We start from the raw sequence: 18,120 nt of genomic DNA on the forward strand, positions 1-18,120 counted from the left end.
CCGCTTCGTGTCGGGGCGGGGCGGGGACGGGCTGGGCCGGGGGGCTCCGGTCACCGCCTCCCGGCGGGAGCGCCGCTAGAGCAGCCCGTCGGCGACGGTGCCGAGCGAGAGAGCCGGGAGGAAGTTGAGCAGCGCCAGGATGACGGACGCCGCCGTGGCCAGGACCACGAAGTTGACTCCCTGGGCGCGGAAGGTGCCCGCGGTGACGATCCCCGGCTGCTGCCCGGCGAGGCGGCCGGCCAGCGCCAGGACGCAGACCATCGGCAGATAGCGGCCGGCCAGCATCGCCGCCACCATCAGCAGGTTGTGGAAGTCGGTGGCGCCGTTGAAGCCCGCCATCGCGCTGCCGTTGCTGTTGGTGTTGCTGGTGTACGCGTAGATGAGCTCGGTCAGGCCGTGCGCGCCCGGGTTGCCCATCGACGTCTGGCCGTGGCCCAGCGCGAGCGCGAGACCCACGCACCCGAGGATCACGGTGGGCGGGATCAGCGCGTACACGACGACCCACCGCATCTCCGCGAACCCGATCCGCTTGCGCAGGTACTCGGGCGTGCGGCCGACCATCAGACCGCCGATGAAGACGGCCACCAGGACCACCATGATCAGGCCGTAGAGGCCGCTGCCGGTGCCGCCGGGGGCGATCTCGCCGAGCATCATCGCGGCCAGCAGCACACCTCCGCCGAGGCTGGAGAAGCTGTCGTACGCGGAGTTGGCCGCTCCGTCGGCGGAGCCCGTGGCGGCAACGCCGAAGAGCGTGGAGCCCGGGATGCCGAAGCGTGTCTCGGTGCCCTCGTACGGACCGCCGACCGCCTCGGTGACCGTCCCGGTGTGGGTGCTCTGCGCGAGCGACGCCGCGGCGAGCAGGAGGCCGAAGAGGATGCCGACGACCGTGAGGAGCGTCCAGCTGTGCTTCAGGCTGCCGGTCATCCGGCCGAACATGCGGATGCAGGCGGTGGGGACGAGCAGCATCAGCACGATCTCGACGGCGTTCGTCCACGCCGAGGGGTTCTCGAAGGGGTGCGCGCTGCTGGCGTTGAAGACACCGCCGCCGTCGCCGGAGAAGAGCTTGAGCCCCTCCCACGAGGCCGCCGGTCCCTCGAGCAGGGTCTGCTCGCCCCCCGCGACCGTGGTGACGGTCTGGCCGCCGCCGAGGCCCTGGACCACGCCGCCGGCCATCAGGACCAGTCCGGCGACGACCGCGATCGGCACCAGGACGCGGAAGACCGTGCGCAGCAGGTCGGTCCAGAAGTTGCCGAGATCGCCCGTCGAACGGCGGACCAGGCCCCGGATCAGGGCGAGGGCCGCGCAGATGCCGACGGCCGCCGAGGCGAACGCCTGGACGCCCAGGCCGGCCATGACGGCGAGGTGACCGGTCGTCGACTCACCCGCGTAGTTCTGCCAACTGGTGTTGGTCGTGAACGAGACGGCCGTGTGCAGCGCGAGCCGCCACGGCATGCCCTCGTGCCCCGTCGACCAGGGCAGCCGGCCCTGGAGGGTGAAGAGGGCGAAGAGCGCGGCGATGCTCACCAACGAGAACGCCAGCAGCGCCGTCAGATAGTGCCGCCAGGTCTGCTCCTTGTCCGGGTCGATGCCGCAGACGCGGTAGAGGGCTTTCTCCGCCCGCGCGTGCTTGCCGCCGTCGAGGGCGCGGGCCATGTAGTCGCCGAGCGGGACGTGCAGCCCCACCACCACGGCGAGAACGAGCGATGCCTGGATCCAGGCCGCCATGATCAGGCTCCCTGCTTCGGGGACGGCACCGGGTGGGTGCGGTCGAGCGCGATGTTGAGTTCGACGACGTTGACGCCCGGCTCACCGAGCACACCGAGCGCCCGCCCGGTGGTGTACCGCGCGATCAGCTCGCGGACGGCGGCCTCGTCCACGGACCGCTCACGCGCGATGCGCGGCGCCTGCAGCTCGGCGTACGCCGGGCTGATGTGCGGGTCGAGACCGCTCGCGCTCGCGGTGACCGCGTCGGCCGGCACCTTCGGGTGCGCGGGTGCCTCACCGCGTACGGGCACGGTCATGGCGCGGCCGTAGTCCGCGCCGTCCTTGGCGCATTCGACGGCAACGCCCTGGTAGGAGCCGAGGAACGGCCGTGCGGGGCAGGGCTGGTTGAGGCTGACGACGCGGGTGACGCGTCCGCTCGTGCCGCCGTCGTGGAAGACGCCGAGGACCGCGCCGACGCCGTCGTCCGTGCAGTACGGACGCGAGCTGTCGACGCCTTCGAGGTCGCCGACCGCCTTGCTGCGCCCGCACACCAGGGTGAGCAGGCTCGGCTTGTCCGCGGTGTCCACGACGGACTCCGGGCCCTGGTTGCCGGCCGCGGAGGCCGCGGCGTCGTAGCCCGTACCGGCGTTGGAGGGCCGGGACTGGAAGTACCGCGTGAGCGGGTCGCCCTTGGCGTCGGTGAAGGACTGGCCGATCAGCGAGCTGCCGGCCGGCCGGCCGTCGGCTCCGGTGATGCGGGAGCCCTCCGCCCTGCCCTCCAGGCCGGGCACCTGGGCGAAGGCCGTCATCGCGAGCGGATAGGCCAGACCGGTCAGCAGCGTGAGGACGAGGACCACCCGGAGCGCTGCGATGTGCTGGGCGAGCCAGTGCGGGATGCGTGTCATGTCAGATCCCCGGGATGAACTGGACGAGGGCGACGTCGATGAACTTGATGGCCAGGAAGGGCGCGACGATGCCGCCGAGTCCGTAGATCCACAGATTGCGGGTGAGCAGGGCCGAGGCGCTGCTGGGCCGGTAGCGCACGCCGCGCAGGGCGAGCGGGATCAGCGCCACGATGACCACCGCGTTGAAGACGACGGCGGACAGGATCGCGGACAGCGGCGAGTGCAGGCCCATGATGTTGAGGCTGCCGAGCCCCGGGTACACCGCGACGAACATCGCCGGCAGGATCGCGAAGTACTTGGCGATGTCGTTGGCGATCGAGAAGGTCGTCAACGCGCCGCGGGTGATGAGCAGTTGCTTGCCGATCTCGACGATCTCGATGATCTTCGTGGGGTCGGAGTCGAGGTCGACCATGTTGCCGGCCTCTTTGGCGGCCGAGGTGCCGGTGTTCATGGCCACGCCGACGTCGGCCTGGGCGAGGGCCGGGGCGTCGTTCGTACCGTCGCCGGTCATGGCGATGAGATGGCCGCCGGCCTGCTCGCGCTTGATCAGGTCGAGTTTGTCCTCGGGGGTGGCCTCGGCGAGGAAGTCGTCGACGCCCGCCTCCTCGGCGATCGCCTTGGCGGTCACGGGGTTGTCGCCGGTGACCATCACCGTACGGATGCCCATCCGGCGCAGTTCGTCGAAGCGCTCGCGCAGCCCGGGCTTGACGACGTCCTTGAGGTGGACGACGCCGAGCACCTGGGCCGAGTCGCCGTCCCGTTCCGCCACGACCAAGGGGGTGCCGCCGGAGGCCGAGACCTCGTCGACGGTCTCGTCCAGCGCCGCCGGGATCTCGCCGCCGTGCTCGCGCACCCAGGCCGCGACCGATGCCGCGGCGCCCTTGCGCAGCTGCCTGCCTCCCCCGCCCTGCGGCCGGAGTCTCTCCCCGGGCAGATCGACGCCGGACATCCGGGAGGCGGCGGTGAACGGCACCCACTCGGCGCCGTCCACGGTCCGGTCGGTCAGCCAGTGCTTCTCGTAGGCGTACGCGACGATCGAGCGGCCCTCGGGCGTGTCGTCGGCGAGGCTGGAGAGCAGCGCGGCCTTCGCGAGGCGCTCCACCGGCACCGCGCCGACCGGCAGGAACGCGCTCGCCCGCCGGTTGCCGAAGGTGATCGTGCCGGTCTTGTCGAGCAGCAGCGTGTTCACGTCGCCCGCGGCCTCGACCGCCCGGCCCGACATGGCGAGGACGTTGCGCTGGACGAGGCGGTCCATGCCGGCGATGCCGATCGCGGAGAGCAGCGCGCCGATGGTCGTCGGGATCAGACAGACCAGCAGCGAGACCAGCACGATGCCGGTGACGCCGTCGGCGGTGAGGGCCGCGGTGTCGGGGGCGGCCGCCATGGCGTCCTTGGAGAAGATCGCCATCGGCTGCAGGGTGACGACCGCGACCAGGAAGACGAAGGTCAGCATGACGAGCAGCAGGTTGAGCGCCAGCTCGTTGGGGGTCTTCTGCCGGTTGGCGCCTTCGACCAGGGAGATCATCCGGTCCAGGAAGCTCCCGCCGGGCTCCTGGGTGATCCGCACGACGAGCCGGTCGGAGAGCACACGGGTGCCGCCGGTGACGGCGCTGCGGTCGCCTCCGGACTCCCGGATGACCGGCGCGGACTCACCGGTGATGGCGGACTCGTCGACGCTCGCGGCGCCCTCGACGACATCGCCGTCACCCGGGACCAGTTCCCCGGCCGGTACGGAGACGATGTCGCCGCGCCGCAGTTCCGCGGCGGCGACCGCCTCTTCGACCCAGGCGCCGGCCGCCGCGCCGGGCTCCCAGCCGGCCAGCCGGCGTGCCGTGGTCTGCTGCCGGGTCCTGCGCAGCGAGTCGGCCTGCGCCTTGCCGCGGCTTTCGGCCACGGCCTCGGCGAGGTTGGCGAAGACCACCGTGAGCCAGAGCCAGCCGGTGATCAGCCAGCCGAAGAGCGTGGGGTGGAAGACCGCGATGCCGGTGGTGAGCGCGGCACCGACCTCGGTGACGAACATGACCGGATTACGGAACAGGGTCACCGGGTTCAGCTTGCGCAGCGCCTGCGGAAGCGCACGCCACAGTTGCGTCGGATCGAGCATGCCCGCCCCGATGCGGCGCCGGCGCTCGGGTACCGGCGGGACGGCGTCCGGTACGGGCGCGGGTCGGACCTTCGTGGGAGCGGACATCAGAATCGCTCCGGCGTGGTCAGGGCCACCACGAGGTAGGCCAGTAGCGCGACGGCGGCGATCAGGCCGACGGCGTTTTCGACGGTCATCGAGAACTCGTCCTCAGATAAGGGATGTTCATGGATCTTTCGGGCGGCTTGCGGCACGGCTCGCGTACGGGAGGAGCAGGCCTCCGCCGAGGAGGTGGGGTGTCCGGGGGCCCGGCGACTACAGGCCGATGTCGCGGCTGCTCATGCCGGCAGGCGATTCACGGCGTACGAGCGCCTTGGCACGACCGTCCAGGACCGCGACGGCGGGCGGGGGGGGCCGACGAGGGCCACACGGTCGGGCCGCCGGTTCCGCGGAGGAGCGGGGACACGGAGGGCTGCGCGACGGCCGGGGCCGGCCGCGGGGGCCGGGGCGGAGAACTGGGGGTCGACCGTGAGGGCGGTGACTCCCAGGGGCTCGGCGAGAGCGCGCAGCGCGGGCTCGGAGAGCCGGACGAAGGCGTGGTCCTCGCCCAGGGTGGCGACGAGCTTGTGCTGCGAGGTGAAGCCCACGGCCGTGCGGCGGCCGAGGGGAGTGCGGAAAAACCTGGCAGTGCTGCCCGAGGGGCCCGGCCGGACGGGCACGAAGAGAGGTCCGGCCGGGACGCGTTCGGAGGGTTCGGGGTCCTCGGAATGATCGACTGGAGACATGGGTGCGCTCCTCGGGAGGCCAATACGCCACCCGGCCGGGCCGGCCGGACGTGCACCGGCGACGCTATGCCCACCGGTCGGCGCACCGGCCCCCTCGCTGACGGATGCTTGACGGCAAGAGCCTCACCACTTACGCGCCCCTTACGGGCAGCGGACGTCCAAACTCCCCACGGCGCGCCACGGCACGCAGAGCGAGGCAGCCGTCGATCACTTGGAGCCGGTGCTGCAGCGTCCTGAGCTTGCATTCCACCGCTCGGGTCAGTTCAGGACGACCAGGAGCCGTGAAGTCAGCCCGTACGCCGCAGCAGAGCCAGGTACATCGCGTCCGTGCCGTGCAGGTGCGGCCACAGCTGGACGTCCGGGCCGTCGCCCAGGGCCGGTACGCCCGGCATCAGCGGGCGGGCGTCGATCCACTCCGCCTGCGCGGGCTCGCCGCCGCGGCCCTTGAGGACGTCCTCGACGACGACCCGGGTCTCGGCGAGATGCGGGGAGCAGGTGGCGTAGCCGACGACTCCGCCGACGCGGACCGCCTGCAGCGCCTCGCGGAGCAGGTTCCGCTGGAGCGGGGCGAAGCCGTCCAGGTCCTCGGGGCGGCGGCGCCAGCGGGCCTCGGGGCGGCGGCGCAGCGCGCCGAGGCCCGAGCAGGGGACGTCGACGAGGACACGGTCGAAGGTGCCGGGCAGCCACGGCGGGCGGGTGCCGTCGGCGGCGATGACCTGGTACGGGCCCGGGTTGCCGGCCAGCGCCCGCTCGACGAGGCGGGCGCGATGCGGCTGCTTCTCGGAGGCCAGCAGATGGGCACCGCGCTCCGCGGCCAGCGCGCCGAGCAGCGCCGCCTTGCCACCGGGCCCCGCGCAGCCGTCGAGCCAGCGTGCGTCGGCGCCGTCCAGGGGCGCGTTGGCCAGGGCGATCGCAACGAGCTGGCTGCCCTCGTCCTGGACTCCGGCCCGGCTCTCCTGGACGGGCGCGAGCGCGCCCGGCTCCCCGCCCTCGGTCAGCCGTACCGCGTACGGGGACCAGCGCCCTGGCAGTCCGGCCTCCTCGCCGAGCAGGTCCAGCAGCTCGTCGGTCGTGGCCCGGCCCGGCCGGGCCACCAGGGTCACCTCGGGCCGCTCGTTGTCGGCCTCCAGCAGGTCCTCGATCCCGGCGCGGCCGCCGCCGAGCGCGTCCCACAGGGCCGAGACGACCCACCGGGGATGCGAGTGCACCACGGCCAGATGGTCCTCGGCGTCGTCCTCGTACGGCGGCGCGACCCGCTCCAGCCAGCCGTCGAGGTCGTGCTGCGAGATCTTCCGCAGTACGGCGTTGACGAACTTGGCCCGCCCGTCGCCGAGCACCACGCGCGCCAGCTCGACGGTCGCCGACACCGCGGCGTGCGTCGGGATGCGCGTCCCCAGCAGCTGATGGGCGCCGAGCGAGAGCACGTCCAGCACGGGCGGGTCGACCTCGCGCAGCGGCCGGTCGACGCACTCGGCGATGATCGCGTCGTACGTCCCCTGCCGCCGCAGCGTCCCGTACACCAGCTCGGTGGCGAGCGCCGCGTCCCGGCTGTCGAAATCGTCCTGCTCACGGGCCTTGCGCAGCAGCGGGGGCAGGACGAGGTTGGCGTACGCGTCCCGCTCGTCCACGGCCCGCAGCGCGTCGAACGCGAGGACCCGTACGGGGTCCTTCTTGGGGCGGCGGTACGGCTTGTGGGGACGGCGACGGCTCTGCTCGCTCAAAAGGTGCTCCGCGTTTCTGAAAGGGTCGAACCCCTTCAGCGTACGTCGGCGGCACCCAGCTGTTCGCCGGGGGCGATCCGCACCCCCCGGGCCCAGTCGGCGGCACGCATGGGCTTCTTGCCCTGCGGCTGTACCCAGTGCAGTTCGACGGCGTGCGAGCCGGTGCCCGCGTGCACATGGTTCTTGCCGACGGAGAGCTCGCCGGGCGCCAGGTCCGTACGGTCGGGGAGCGGCTGGACGTTGACCAGCTTCAGCCGCTCGCCCCGGAAGACCGTCCACGCGCCGGGCGCGGGCGTGCAGCCGCGGACCAGCCGGTCGACCCGGAGCGCGGGCGCGTGCCAGTCCACATGCGCGTCCTCGACGTTGATCTTCGGGGCGAGGGTGACGCCGTCGGCGGGCTGCGGAACGGCCTTGAGCGTGCCGTCCTCGATGCCGTCCATCGTCGCGGCGAGCAGTCCGGCACCCGCGAAGGCGAGCCGGGTGAGCAGATCGCCGCTGGTGTCCGTCGGGCGCACATGCTCGGTGATCACCCCGTAGACGGGCCCCGAGTCGAGCCCCTCCTCGATCTGGAACGTCGAGGCGCCGGTCATGTCGTCACCCGCGAGGATCGCGTGCTGCACGGGCGCCGCGCCGCGCCAGGCGGGCAGCAGCGAGAAGTGCAGATTGACCCAGCCGCGGGCCGGGACGTCCAGCGCGGCCTTCGGCAGCAGCGCCCCGTAGGCGACGACGGGGCAGCAGTCGGGGGCGATCTCGCGCAGCCGGGCGAGGAAGTCCTCGTCGCGCGGCCTCGCCGGCTTGAGGACCTCGATCCCCGCGTCGTGCGCGCGCTGCGCGACGGGGCTCGCGACGAGCCGCCGGCCGCGGCCCGCGGGGGCGTCCGGCCGGGTGACGACCGCGGCGACCTCGTGCCGGTCCGAGGCGATGAGGGCATCCAGGGCGGGTACGGCGACCTCGGGGGTGCCCGCGAAGACAAGTTTCACTGGTATTACCTCGCTCTGTGTGCCGGGTTGCTCGCGCGACGCACCAGTCTATTTGGCCCCACCGACAGGGGGCGCACGGACGGCCGCGCGCCCCACGCGTAGTCCCTTGCACCCTTGCACCGTGACCACAATGCCCGCTGGCGCGTTGGTCAAGAGAGATTGACCGAATCGGGCAGCTCCGGTGCGGCCCGACCCTTTTCAACGCCGGTTCGAGAGGCTTGTTCATGGCCGACCACGCAACCCACGACGCCCAAGCCCGGGCGAGTCTGCATCTGTTGGTGCGGGACATCGAGCGGGTCCGCCGGCAGGTGGACGCTCTGCGCACGCTCACGGCCCAGTTGGGCAACGTCTACCGTCCACGTCGCTCCGGTCCGTCCACGGGCTTCGTCGTCTACGGCAGGGCCCCCGCTCCGACCGTCCGTCTCGCGCAGGAACTGCGGGACAGCGTCGAGACGTTGGTGACCGCGGCGGTGGACTTCGACCGTTCGCTCGGCTTCTCGTGGGACGCGGTCGGCTCGGCGCTGGGTGTGACGAAGCAGGCCGTGCACCGCCGTTACGGGTCACGGCGCACCGCACCGCAGCCCGCCGCCACGGTCCCGGCGGAGCCGGAGCCGGCGCGCACGATGCCGGTCGCCCCCGCGGTGCCCGCGGCGCGCTCCATGCCGCCGCAGCCCGCGCCGAGCGCCCACGCTCTTCGCGAGGAGGTCCGCCCGAGCGCCTTCCCCGGCCCGCGCAACGGCTGACCCCTCATCCCGGCCGCCCCGGTGCACCGCGGTGGTGCGCCGGGGCGGTGCTGTGCAGGCACCGTGGTTCGCCGGTGGACGGTATGGCGTCGCCGCTCCGTCCGGCGCTCCCGTGCGCGTGTCCGCAGTCCCCGCATCGGCAGCGGCACCAGCACCAGCACCAGCACCAGCACCGGATCGCACCCGATCGGCGACCCACCCCCGCGAGGCCTCCTCCGGCCGCGTCCGCCCCGCCCTCGCCGCCGCCGCCGCGAGAACCACACCTCAGCCGATGTCCGGAGGGTCCACCCGGATGCGGACCGGGTCACCGCCCGTCCGGGCGAGCCGGGCGGCCTGCGCCGACTTCAGCGCGGCGGCCAGCGCCGCCCCGCTCCCCGGCGGTACGCGCAGCAGTACCCGCTCCCACTGCTCCCCCGGCCGGGGTCCCCCCTGCGCGGCCGGGGGAGGATCGCCGGCCCGGCGCGGCCGCCCGGCGGGCACCGGCGGCAACGGCACCGGTCCGAGCACCTCCGCGTCGCCCGGCAGTGACGCCGTGGCCAGGAACTCCGCCACCGCCTCCGCCCGCCCGGTGAGCGACGCCATCCGCGACACCGGGGGAAAGCCCAGCTCCGCCCGCTCGGCCAGCTCCCGCTGGGCATGGCCGACGGGATCCCATCGCACCAGGGCCTGCACCGGCCGCAGCGTGGGCTCGGCGACGACCACGACCGTGCCGCCCTCGGCCTGGCCACGGACCAGCGACGCCGCGGCCGTCCACCGCCGCAGGGCCTCCTCGCCCGCCCGGAGATCGGGCCGCCCGAGCATCGCCCAGCCGTCGAGCAGCAGCGCGGCCGCGTACCCGCCCTCCGCTACGGGCTCCGCGCCCGGTGTGCTGACGACGAGGGCCGGCCGGTCGGGCACCGAGTCCAGCACATGGTCACGCCCGGACGTGCGCACCGGCACCGCCGGGAACGCGCGCCCCAGCTCCTCCGCCGTGCGCCGCGCGCCGACCACCTGGGCCCGCAGCCGGACCGCGCCGCACTCCGCGCAGTGCCACCCCGTCGCGTCCCGCGCACACCAGCCGCACCGCAGGTCCCGCTCCTCCGGGGCCTCCAGCGGCCCGGAGCAGTGCCTGCAACGCGCGGGCGTACGGCACCGCTCACAGGCCAGCCTCGGTACGTAGCCGCGCCGGGGCACCTGCACCAGCACCGGGCCCGTCCGCAGTCCGTCCCGCACGGTCTGCCAGGCGAGCGAGGGAAGCCGGGCGGCCCGGGCCGCCTCGTCGCGCGCGAGCTCGCCGTCGCCGACCGTGCGGATCAGGGGCGCGGCACGGCGGACCTCCTCACGGTCCGCGGCCAGCGGGCGCGCCCAGCCGGTCTCGACGAGCTGGGCGGCCTCCACCGTGCAGCTCGTGCCGCCGAGCAGGAACCCGCACCGTTCGTGGGCAGCGCGCAGCAGCAGCACCTCGCGTGCGTGCGGCAGCGGCGCGTGCGGCTCGCTGTGGCTGGAGTCGCCGTCGTCCCATATCGCGACGAGCCCCAGGTCCTGGACGGGCGCGAACATCGCCGCCCGTGTCCCCACCACCGCCCGCACGGACCCGCGCCGTACGGCCAGCCACTGCCCGTACCGCTTCTCCGGGCCGGCCTCCGCGGTCAGCACCGCGTGCCTCCCCTGGCCGAGCAGACCGGTCAGGGCGTCATCGACCCGGGCGGCGGCCCGGCCGTCCGGCACGACGACGAGCGCGCCCCGCCCGGAGGCGAGGGTGGCGGCGACGGCCCTCGCCAGTTCCTCCGCCCAGTGCGGCCCCGGCAACGCGCTCCACACGGCCCTTGGTGCGCCCCCGCCCGCCAGCGCCTCCAGGAACGCGGGCCCCCGCCCGTACCGCCGCCAGGTCCCGGCCTCCGGCGCGCCCGGCGGCGGGAGTGGCTCGGGTGACGGCTTCGACTCGGCCCGCGCGTTCCTCGGCGGCACGGCGAGCTGCAGCACATCGGCGAGGCTGCCCGCATAACGGTCGGCGACCGCTCTGGCCAGCGTGAGCAGCCCGGTGCTCAGCACCGGTTCGGGCGAGACGACTCCGGCGAGCGCGGCGAGCGGTCCGGAGTAGTCGGACTCGTCCCGCCGCTCGACGATGAACCCGTCGATCAGCCGGCCGCCCTCACGCCGCCCGTCCCGCACCTGGTGCGCCCCGGCCCCGAACCGCACCCGGACCCGGACCCCCGGCTGTGCGGCCTCGTCCAGCTCCTCGGGCACCGCGTAGTCGAAGAACTGGTCGAGGTGCAGCACTCCCTTGTTCACGACGACCCGCGCCACGGGCCGTTCCTTGGCCAGCGCGGCCCCCCGCCACGTCCGCGGCTTGGCCCGCGGCACCTTCGCCTTCCGCACGGTCTCCCGAATGAGCGCAAGCTGCTCCGGCGGACCGTCCCCGGGCCGCGAGGAACGTTCGTTGTCGCTGCTCACAGCCAAATTCCTACCAGACCCCACCGACAACGTCCGCCGTGCGGGCCGCGCCCGGGACCCGAGCGGTGACGGTGGGGCGGGTGTGCCAGGGCCGCGCAGCGACGGCTCTCTGCACGCTGCCACGCCTTTTACGGCGGGGGCGGCGGGCACGCCCCTCGCCATGCGCCGGGCCGGGCCGCGCCGGGCGGACGCCAGGGATCACGCGCCCGCCCCGGAGACACGAGAGCCCCGGGAGACACGAGAGCCCCGGACCGACCCGGTCCGGGGCTCTCGCTCAGCTCTCTGTGGCTTACAGACCCGCCGCCGCGCGCAGCGCGTCCACGCGGTCCGTGCGCTCCCAGGTGAAGTCCGGCAGCTCACGCCCGAAGTGGCCGTAGGCCGCGGTCTGGGCGTAGATCGGGCGGAGCAGGTCGAGGTCGCGGATGATCGCGGCCGGGCGGAGGTCGAAGACCTCCGCGATGGCGTTCTCGATCTTGTCGACGTCGACAGCGGCTGTGCCGAAGGTCTCGACGAAGAGGCCGACGGGCTCGGCCTTGCCGATCGCGTACGCGACCTGGACCTCACAGCGGGAGGCGAGGCCGGCGGCCACGACGTTCTTGGCGACCCAGCGCATCGCGTAGGCGGCGGAGCGGTCGACCTTGGACGGGTCCTTGCCGGAGAAGGCGCCGCCACCGTGGCGGGCCATGCCGCCGTAGGTGTCGATGATGATCTTGCGGCCGGTGAGGCCGGCGTCGCCCATCGGGCCGCCGATCTCGAAGCGGCCGGTCGGGTTGACCAGCAGGCGGTAGCCGTCGGTGTCCAGCTTGATGCCGTCCTCGACGAGCTGCTTCAGCACGTGCTCGACGACGAACTCACGGATGTCGGGCGCGAGGAGCGAGTCCAGGTCGATGTCGGAGGCGTGCTGCGAGGAGACCACGACCGTGTCGAGGCGGACGGCCTTGTCGCCGTCGTACTCGATGGTGACCTGGGTCTTGCCGTCAGGGCGCAGGTAGGGGATGGTCCCGTTCTTGCGCACCTCGGAGAGGCGGCGGGAGAGCCGGTGCGCCAGGTAGATCGGCAGCGGCATCAGCTCGGGCGTCTCGTCGCACGCGTACCCGAACATCAGGCCCTGGTCGCCGGCGCCCTGCTTGTCGAGCTCGTCGTCGTCACCCTCGACACGGCTCTCGTACGCCGTGTCGACGCCCTGCGCGATGTCGGGGGACTGGGAGCCGATGGACACCGAGACGCCGCAGGAGGCGCCGTCGAAGCCCTTCTTCGAGGAGTCGTAGCCGATCTCGAGGACCTTGTTGCGCACCAGGGTGGGGATGTCGGCCCACGCCTTGGTGGTCACCTCGCCGGCCACGTGCACCAGACCGGTGGTGATCAAGGTCTCCACGGCGACGCGGGACGAGGGGTCCTCGCGCAGCAGTGCGTCGAGAATGGTGTCGCTGATCTGGTCAGCAATCTTGTCGGGGTGACCCTCGGTGACGGACTCCGAGGTGAACAGGCGACGGGACACAACGCTCCCTGGGGTTGCAGCGGCTGCTGGCTGATCATTGGCGGACCGGCCGGGGGGCTGCGCCCCGCGTCGTTCCGAGGGACAGTTTATCGGGACCTTCCGCCGACCGGACCCCGCGTCTCGCCACGTGGGAGCCAAACAGCACGGGATTCGTCCGAATCAGCTCGGTGATCGGCCCGCGCACACGGCCGGACGGACGGGTTTCGACGCATTTGGCGGTACCGACGGCGGGGTTGAGAAATTCATCCCGGATTCACCCATCTGCGCGCGTGTCTCCCCATCAGCCGCACGAGGGCCGCTCGATTTGAGTGGTACGTCACACCACCCGGTGGTACGTCACATCACGCGGTGGTAGGTCGCTCCGGACAGGGTGGCAGGTCACGCCGGACCCGGCCGTTCGTCACGCCAGGCGCGGCGCCACCAGGTCCCACACCGTGTCCGCAAGGCCTTCCTTCGGCCCGTACGGGACGGGCGTCTCGCCGCCGTCCGCCGCCAGGACCACGGCTTCGTTGGTCTCGGACCCGAAGGTCTTGCGCTCCCCCACCTCGTTGACGACCAGCAGGTCACAGCCCTTGCGCCGCAGTTTCTCGCGGCCGTTGACGAGAACGTCGTCGGTCTCGGCGGCGAAACCGACGACGATCTGCCCCGGCCGGGCGCGGTCGGCGGAGATCTCGGCGAGGATGTCGGGGTTGCGCACCAGCGTGATCGGTGCGGGCTCCTGGCCGTCCTTCTTCTTGATCTTTCCTTCGGCGTACACCGCGGGGCGGAAGTCGGCGACGGCCGCCGCCATCACCACCGCGTCGGCGTCGGCGGCCGCCTTGAGCACGGCCTCACGCAGTTGTACGGCGGTGCCGACGTGGACGACGTCCACGCCCGCCGGGTCGGCCATGCCCGTGTTGGCCTCGATCAGCGTCACCCGGGCGCCCCGGGCCGCGGCGGTACGCGCCAGCGCGTAGCCCTGCTTGCCGGAGGAGCGGTTGCCCAGGTAGCGGACGGGGTCGAGCGGCTCACGGGTGCCGCCGGCACTGACCACGACATGGCGGCCGACGAGGTCGGGAGCGGCGACGCCACGGGCCAGCACCCTGCGGCAGGCCTCGAAGATCTCGCCGGGCTCGGGGAGCCGGCCCTTGCCGGTGTCGACGCCGGTGAGCCGGCCGACCGCGGGCTCGATCACGACCGCGCCGCGGCGGCGCAGCGTCGCCACGTTCTCCTGGGTGGCGGGGTGCTCCCACATCTCGGTGTGCATGGCGGGCGCGAAGACGACGGGACACCGGGCGGTGAGCAGCGTGTTGGTGAGGAGGTCGTCGGCGATGCCGTGGGCGGCCTTCGCCAGCATGTCGGCGGTGGCCGGCGCGACCACGACGAGGTCGGCGCCCTGTCCGATGCGCACGTGCGGCACCTCGTGGACGTCGGACCAGACCTCCGTGGAGACCGGGTGCCCCGAGAGCGCCGACCAGGTCGCGGCGCCGACGAAATGGAGCGCGGAGGCGGTGGGGACGACCCGGACCTCGTGCCCGGACTCGGTCAGCCGGCGCAGCAGCTCGCACGCCTTGTAGGCGGCGATGCCGCCGCTGACACCCAGAACGACCTTCGGCTTCTCCACTGCGTCTCCCGCTCCCACTGATGACGACGACCCGCCGATGACGAGAACCCGCGGATGACGATTCGTACGCCTCTATGACACACCACAGGCCCGGCGGACGTACCGCCGGGCCTGGGATGAAGCGAACGTGCGCCTTACTGGGCCGGGCCCTCGATGGCCTCGGAGGTCAGCAGACCCGCGTTGATCTCGCGCAGGGCGATCGAGAGCGGCTTCTCGTGGACGTGGGTGTCCACCAGCGGACCGACGTACTCGAGAAGGCCTTCACCGAGCTGCGAGTAGTACGCGTTGATCTGGCGCGCGCGCTTGGCCGCGTAGATGACCAGGCTGTACTTCGAGTCGGTGGCCTCGAGGAGCTCGTCGATCGGCGGGTTGATGATGCCCTCGGGCGCGGTGATGGAAGAGGACACGCTCTAGCCTTCCGAAGAAACTTCTGGGAAATCGAACAAGATCAGACAACTGCCATCAAGGCTAGCAGCTCGCGCGCCACGTCCTCGACGGAGGTGTTGACCAGGGTGGTGTCGAACTCGGCCTCCGCGGCCAGTTCGACCTTCGCCGCTTCGAGGCGGCGCTCGATCACATCGGGAGACTCGGTTCCCCGGCCGGTGAGCCGGCGGACCAGTTCGTCCCAGCTCGGCGGGGCCAGGAAGACCAGCTGGGAGTCCGGCATCGACTCCTTGACCTGCCGGGCGCCCTGGAGATCGATCTCCAGAAGCACCGGCTCGCCGGCCTCGAGGCGCTCCAGTACCGCACGGCGCGGGGTGCCGTAGCGATTGCCCGCGAATTCTGCCCATTCCAGGAGCTCGCCGTTGGCGATCAGCTTGTCGAATTCGTCGTCGCCGACGAAGAAATACTGGACGCCGTGACGCTCGCCTGGGCGCGGCTTACGGGTGGTGGCCGACACCGAGAGCCATACCTCGGGGTGGACCTTGCGCATATGGGCGACGACCGTGCTCTTACCGACCCCGGAGGGGCCGGAGAGCACGGTCAGCCGCGGACGTACCTCTGCTGCCATGCAGCGATTATCCAGGTTCTCGGGAGTGCCCGGGAACGTCAGGCGGCGCCGCCGCCGAACTCGCGCTCGAGCGACGCGATCTGGTTGGACCCGAGACCCCGCACACGGCGGCTCTCGGAGATGCCGAGTCGCTCCATGATCTGCTTGGCACGGACCTTGCCCACGCCGGGGAGGGACTCGAGCAGGGCGGAGACCTTCATCTTGCCGATGACGTTGTTCTCCTGGCCCTGCTTGATGACCTCGTGGAGGGAGGCGCCGGAGTGCTTGAGTCGATTCTTGACCTCGGCCCGCTCCCGGCGAGCCGCGGCGGCCTTTTCGAGCGCGGCTGCGCGCTGTTCAGGGGTAAGGGGCGGAAGAGCCACGCCTACGTCACCTCGGATGTCGAACTGTCGGATACGGACCGGTGAGGAACCTAGTCGCCCCACACCAGGCGAGCAACGAGCAACGCACTGGTCGTTGCATCGCTGGCTCTCGACGGAGACTAGCGGCCGAGACCGCTCCAGTCAGCGAGAACAGCGGAAAAGTCCTGGTCAGCATCGGCCGACTTGGATATTCCAGACATACCGACCCGGTTTCTGTCAAGAAATCGCCCATGAGAGACGCGCATGACCTCCTGGTCGAGCGGGCGGGCGGACCGTGGGACCCGTCGTACGGACCCGACAGGCCCGCCCGGGGCGTTACGCTCCGTCGACGGCCGCCCGCACTTCGTCACTGAACCGTGCCGCCGCCTCCCGCAGCGCGGCGGCGTCCGGACCGTGCCGCAGCACGCCACGGCTCACGCTCGGGACGACGTTGCGCACGGCCGGGCCGAAGACGCCCGGCAGATCGGCCGGGGTCGCGCCCTGGGCGCCGATGCCGGGCGCGAGGAGCGGACCGTTGATGTCCAGGTCCACGCCCGCCTCGCCGAGCGTGGCACCGACGACCGCGCCGACCGAGCCCATCGGATCCGCTCCGGCGTTCTCGTCCGCCATGTGGTTCAGCATGAGCTGGGCGAGCGACACGCCGCCCGCCGCCGTGGAGCGCTGGACCTCGGCGCCCTCCGGGTTGGAGGTCAGGGCCAGGACGAAGATCCCGCAGCCGTTGATCACGGCCTGGTCCAGCGCCGGCCGCAGCGATCCGAAGCCGAGGTACGGCGAGACCGTGACCGCGTCCGAGAACAGCGGCGAGTCCTTGCGCAGGTACGCCTCGGCGTAAGCGCCCATGGTCGAGCCGATGTCGCCGCGCTTGGCGTCCATCAGGACCAGGGCGCCGGCGGCCCTGGACTCCTCGACGGCCTTCTCCAGGACCGCGATGCCGCGCGAGCCGAAGCGCTCGAAGAACGCGGACTGCGGCTTGAGGACGGCGACCCGGTCGGCGAGCGCCTCGACGACCGTACGGGTGAAGCGCTCCAGGCCGGTGATGTCGTCGTTCAGCCCCCACGCGGTCAGCAACGAGGCGTGCGGGTCGATCCCGACGCACAGCGGCCCGCGCGTGTCCATGGCGTGGCGCAGTCGGGCACCGAAGGGTGCCGAGGTCTCCAGGGGGCTCATGCGGTTGCTGCCTTTCGGGTCTCGGCGCCGACGGCCTCGGCGAGGGTGGCGTACGGGCTCGCGGCCAGGCGGGCGGCGAGGCCCTTGTGGACGGCACGGGCGTAGAACGGGCCCTCGTAGACGAAGGCGCTGTAGCCCTGGACGAGCGTGGCGCCGGCGAGGATGCGCTGCCAGGCGTCCTCGGCGTTCTCGATGCCGCCGACGCCGACGAGGGTGATACGGGTCCCCACGCGCGCGTACAGGCGGCGCAGCACCTCCAGGGAGCGCTCCTTGAGGGGGGCGCCGGACAGCCCGCCGGTCTCCTTCACCAGCTCCTGGCCGGACGTCAGGCCGAGGCCGTCGCGGGCGATGGTGGTGTTGGTGGCGATGATCCCGTCCAGGCCGAGTTCGACGGCCAGGTCGGCGACGGCGTCGACGTCCTCGTCGGCGAGATCCGGCGCGATCTTGACGAGCAGCGGGACGCGGCGTTCGGTGACGGTGCGGTCGGCTGCCTCGCGTACGGCGCTGAGCAGCGGGCGCAGGGCCTCGGTGGCCTGGAGGTTCCGCAGGCCGGGCGTGTTCGGCGAGCTGACGTTGACCACGAGGTAGTCGGCGTACGGGGCGAGCCGCTCCGTCGAGGTCACGTAGTCGCCGACGGCCTCCTCCTCGGGGACGACCTTGGTCTTGCCGATGTTGACGCCGACGATCGTGCGGAAGATCTCGTGGCGGGTGGCGAGGCGGGCGGCGACGGCGGCGGAGCCCTCGTTGTTGAAGCCCATGCGGTTGATCAGCGCCCGGTCGGGAACGAGGCGGAAGAGCCGCTTCCTGGGGTTGCCCGGCTGGGGCTGCGCCGTGACGGTACCGATCTCGATGTGGTCGAAACCGAGCATCGACATGCCGTCGATGGCGACGGCGTTCTTGTCGAAGCCGGCCGCGAGTCCGAACGGGCCGTGCATGCGCAGGCCGAGCGCCTCGGTGCGCAGTTCCTTGTGGCGGGGGGCGAGGGCGGCGGCGACGAACGTGCGCAGCACGGGGACGCGGACCGCGAGGCGGATCCAGCGGAAGGCGAGGTGGTGGGCCGCCTCCGGGTCCATCCGCTTGAAGACCAGGTTGAAGAACAGCTTGTACATGTCGGTGTCCTCATG

At 72.5% G+C, this 18,120-nt stretch carries 16 protein-coding genes; 1 reads left to right on the forward strand and 15 read right to left on the reverse strand.

All coding sequences use genetic code 11. The features are described from left to right. Window positions 1-75 precede the first annotated feature (75 nt). The 7 genes from kdpA to fmt all read right to left on the reverse strand — a co-directional run bounded on the left by kdpA (window position 76) and on the right by fmt (window position 8,178). The gene (gene kdpA, locus ACIQMR_RS08210) at window positions 76-1,725 is read right to left on the reverse strand and encodes a potassium-transporting ATPase subunit KdpA (protein WP_401384329.1); all 1,650 of its coding nucleotides are present in this window, start codon (window positions 1,723-1,725) and stop codon (window positions 76-78) included. Between the two features lie 2 nt (window positions 1,726-1,727). Continuing rightward, window positions 1,728-2,609: a potassium-transporting ATPase subunit C gene (locus ACIQMR_RS08215; RefSeq protein WP_401384332.1), complete on the reverse strand. Its 882-nt coding sequence runs from the start codon at window positions 2,607-2,609 to the stop codon at window positions 1,728-1,730. Between the two features lies 1 nt (window position 2,610). Next, the gene (kdpB, locus tag ACIQMR_RS08220) at window positions 2,611-4,800 is read right to left on the reverse strand and encodes a potassium-transporting ATPase subunit KdpB (RefSeq protein ID WP_401384333.1); all 2,190 of its coding nucleotides are present in this window, start codon (window positions 4,798-4,800) and stop codon (window positions 2,611-2,613) included. After that, window positions 4,800-4,889: a K(+)-transporting ATPase subunit F gene (kdpF, locus tag ACIQMR_RS08225; protein WP_401384336.1), complete on the reverse strand. Its 90-nt coding sequence runs from the start codon at window positions 4,887-4,889 to the stop codon at window positions 4,800-4,802. The genes kdpB and kdpF overlap by 1 nt, the downstream gene beginning before the upstream one ends. A 141-nt stretch (window positions 4,890-5,030) precedes the next feature. Then, a complete protein-coding gene (locus tag ACIQMR_RS08230) occupies window positions 5,031-5,477 on the reverse strand; it encodes an SAV_915 family protein (RefSeq protein ID WP_401384340.1) in 447 nt (148 codons plus the stop codon). A 287-nt stretch (window positions 5,478-5,764) separates the two neighbouring features. After that, window positions 5,765-7,198, reverse strand: a complete 1,434-nt coding sequence (locus ACIQMR_RS08235) for an RsmB/NOP family class I SAM-dependent RNA methyltransferase (protein WP_401384342.1) — start codon at window positions 7,196-7,198, stop codon at window positions 5,765-5,767. A gap of 35 nt (window positions 7,199-7,233) precedes the next feature. Then, a complete protein-coding gene (gene fmt, locus ACIQMR_RS08240) occupies window positions 7,234-8,178 on the reverse strand; it encodes a methionyl-tRNA formyltransferase (protein ID WP_328724675.1) in 945 nt (314 codons plus the stop codon). 224 nt (window positions 8,179-8,402) lie between these two features. Here fmt and ACIQMR_RS08245 point away from each other — a divergent pair, with 224 nt between their 5' ends. Beyond that, complete coding sequence (locus ACIQMR_RS08245; protein ID WP_401384345.1) at window positions 8,403-8,921, forward strand: hypothetical protein; 519 nt, start codon at window positions 8,403-8,405, stop codon at window positions 8,919-8,921. A 264-nt stretch (window positions 8,922-9,185) separates the two neighbouring features. On the opposite strand, the gene ACIQMR_RS08250 is transcribed toward ACIQMR_RS08245, so the two are convergent. From ACIQMR_RS08250 to ACIQMR_RS08285, 8 genes are all read right to left on the reverse strand, one after another. Further along, a complete protein-coding gene (locus ACIQMR_RS08250; protein WP_401384348.1) occupies window positions 9,186-11,354 on the reverse strand; it encodes a primosomal protein N' in 2,169 nt (722 codons plus the stop codon). Window positions 11,355-11,643: 289 nt separating this feature from the next. Beyond that, entirely contained in the window at window positions 11,644-12,852 is a 1,209-nt protein-coding gene (gene metK / locus ACIQMR_RS08255; RefSeq protein WP_266375826.1) for a methionine adenosyltransferase, read from the reverse strand. Between the two features lie 400 nt (window positions 12,853-13,252). Next, window positions 13,253-14,455, reverse strand: coding sequence for a bifunctional phosphopantothenoylcysteine decarboxylase/phosphopantothenate--cysteine ligase CoaBC (coaBC, locus tag ACIQMR_RS08260; RefSeq protein WP_401384350.1), 1,203 nt, complete (start codon window positions 14,453-14,455; stop codon window positions 13,253-13,255). A 134-nt stretch (window positions 14,456-14,589) separates the two neighbouring features. Then, window positions 14,590-14,862: a DNA-directed RNA polymerase subunit omega gene (rpoZ, locus tag ACIQMR_RS08265; RefSeq protein ID WP_005319902.1), complete on the reverse strand. Its 273-nt coding sequence runs from the start codon at window positions 14,860-14,862 to the stop codon at window positions 14,590-14,592. A 41-nt stretch (window positions 14,863-14,903) separates the two neighbouring features. Then, a complete protein-coding gene (gmk, locus tag ACIQMR_RS08270) occupies window positions 14,904-15,467 on the reverse strand; it encodes a guanylate kinase (RefSeq protein ID WP_266375823.1) in 564 nt (187 codons plus the stop codon). A 38-nt stretch (window positions 15,468-15,505) separates the two neighbouring features. Then, on the reverse strand, window positions 15,506-15,829 hold the full coding sequence (locus ACIQMR_RS08275; RefSeq protein WP_093658266.1) for an integration host factor: 324 nt from the start codon (window positions 15,827-15,829) through the stop codon (window positions 15,506-15,508). A 315-nt stretch (window positions 15,830-16,144) separates the two neighbouring features. Then, window positions 16,145-16,996 (reverse strand): orotidine-5'-phosphate decarboxylase, encoded by an 852-nt coding sequence (gene pyrF, locus ACIQMR_RS08280; RefSeq protein WP_401384353.1) that lies wholly within the window; start codon window positions 16,994-16,996, stop codon window positions 16,145-16,147. Further along, entirely contained in the window at window positions 16,993-18,105 is a 1,113-nt protein-coding gene (locus ACIQMR_RS08285; protein ID WP_401384355.1) for a quinone-dependent dihydroorotate dehydrogenase, read from the reverse strand. The genes pyrF and ACIQMR_RS08285 overlap by 4 nt, the downstream gene beginning before the upstream one ends. Window positions 18,106-18,120: the final 15 nt, after the last annotated feature.

The organism is Streptomyces sp. NPDC091376, from assembly GCF_044757085.1.
GTDB classification, from domain to species: Bacteria; Actinomycetota; Actinomycetes; order Streptomycetales; family Streptomycetaceae; genus Streptomyces; species Streptomyces pratisoli.

What these genes read in the sequence shown, in the direction of transcription:
- gmk (WP_266375823.1), bottom strand. Translation starts at nt 15,467, where the DNA reads ATGGCAGCAGAGGTACGTCCGCGGCTGACCGTGCTCTCCGGCCCCTCC.
- ACIQMR_RS08245 (WP_401384345.1), top strand. Translation starts at nt 8,403, where the DNA reads ATGGCCGACCACGCAACCCACGACGCCCAAGCCCGGGCGAGTCTGCAT.
- ACIQMR_RS08230 (WP_401384340.1), bottom strand. Translation starts at nt 5,477, where the DNA reads ATGTCTCCAGTCGATCATTCCGAGGACCCCGAACCCTCCGAACGCGTC.
- ACIQMR_RS08285 (WP_401384355.1), bottom strand. Translation starts at nt 18,105, where the DNA reads ATGTACAAGCTGTTCTTCAACCTGGTCTTCAAGCGGATGGACCCGGAG.
- kdpA (WP_401384329.1), bottom strand. Translation starts at nt 1,725, where the DNA reads ATGGCGGCCTGGATCCAGGCATCGCTCGTTCTCGCCGTGGTGGTGGGG.
- kdpB (WP_401384333.1), bottom strand. Translation starts at nt 4,800, where the DNA reads ATGTCCGCTCCCACGAAGGTCCGACCCGCGCCCGTACCGGACGCCGTC.
- kdpF (WP_401384336.1), bottom strand. Translation starts at nt 4,889, where the DNA reads ATGACCGTCGAAAACGCCGTCGGCCTGATCGCCGCCGTCGCGCTACTG.
- ACIQMR_RS08215 (WP_401384332.1), bottom strand. Translation starts at nt 2,609, where the DNA reads ATGACACGCATCCCGCACTGGCTCGCCCAGCACATCGCAGCGCTCCGG.
- pyrF (WP_401384353.1), bottom strand. Translation starts at nt 16,996, where the DNA reads ATGAGCCCCCTGGAGACCTCGGCACCCTTCGGTGCCCGACTGCGCCAC.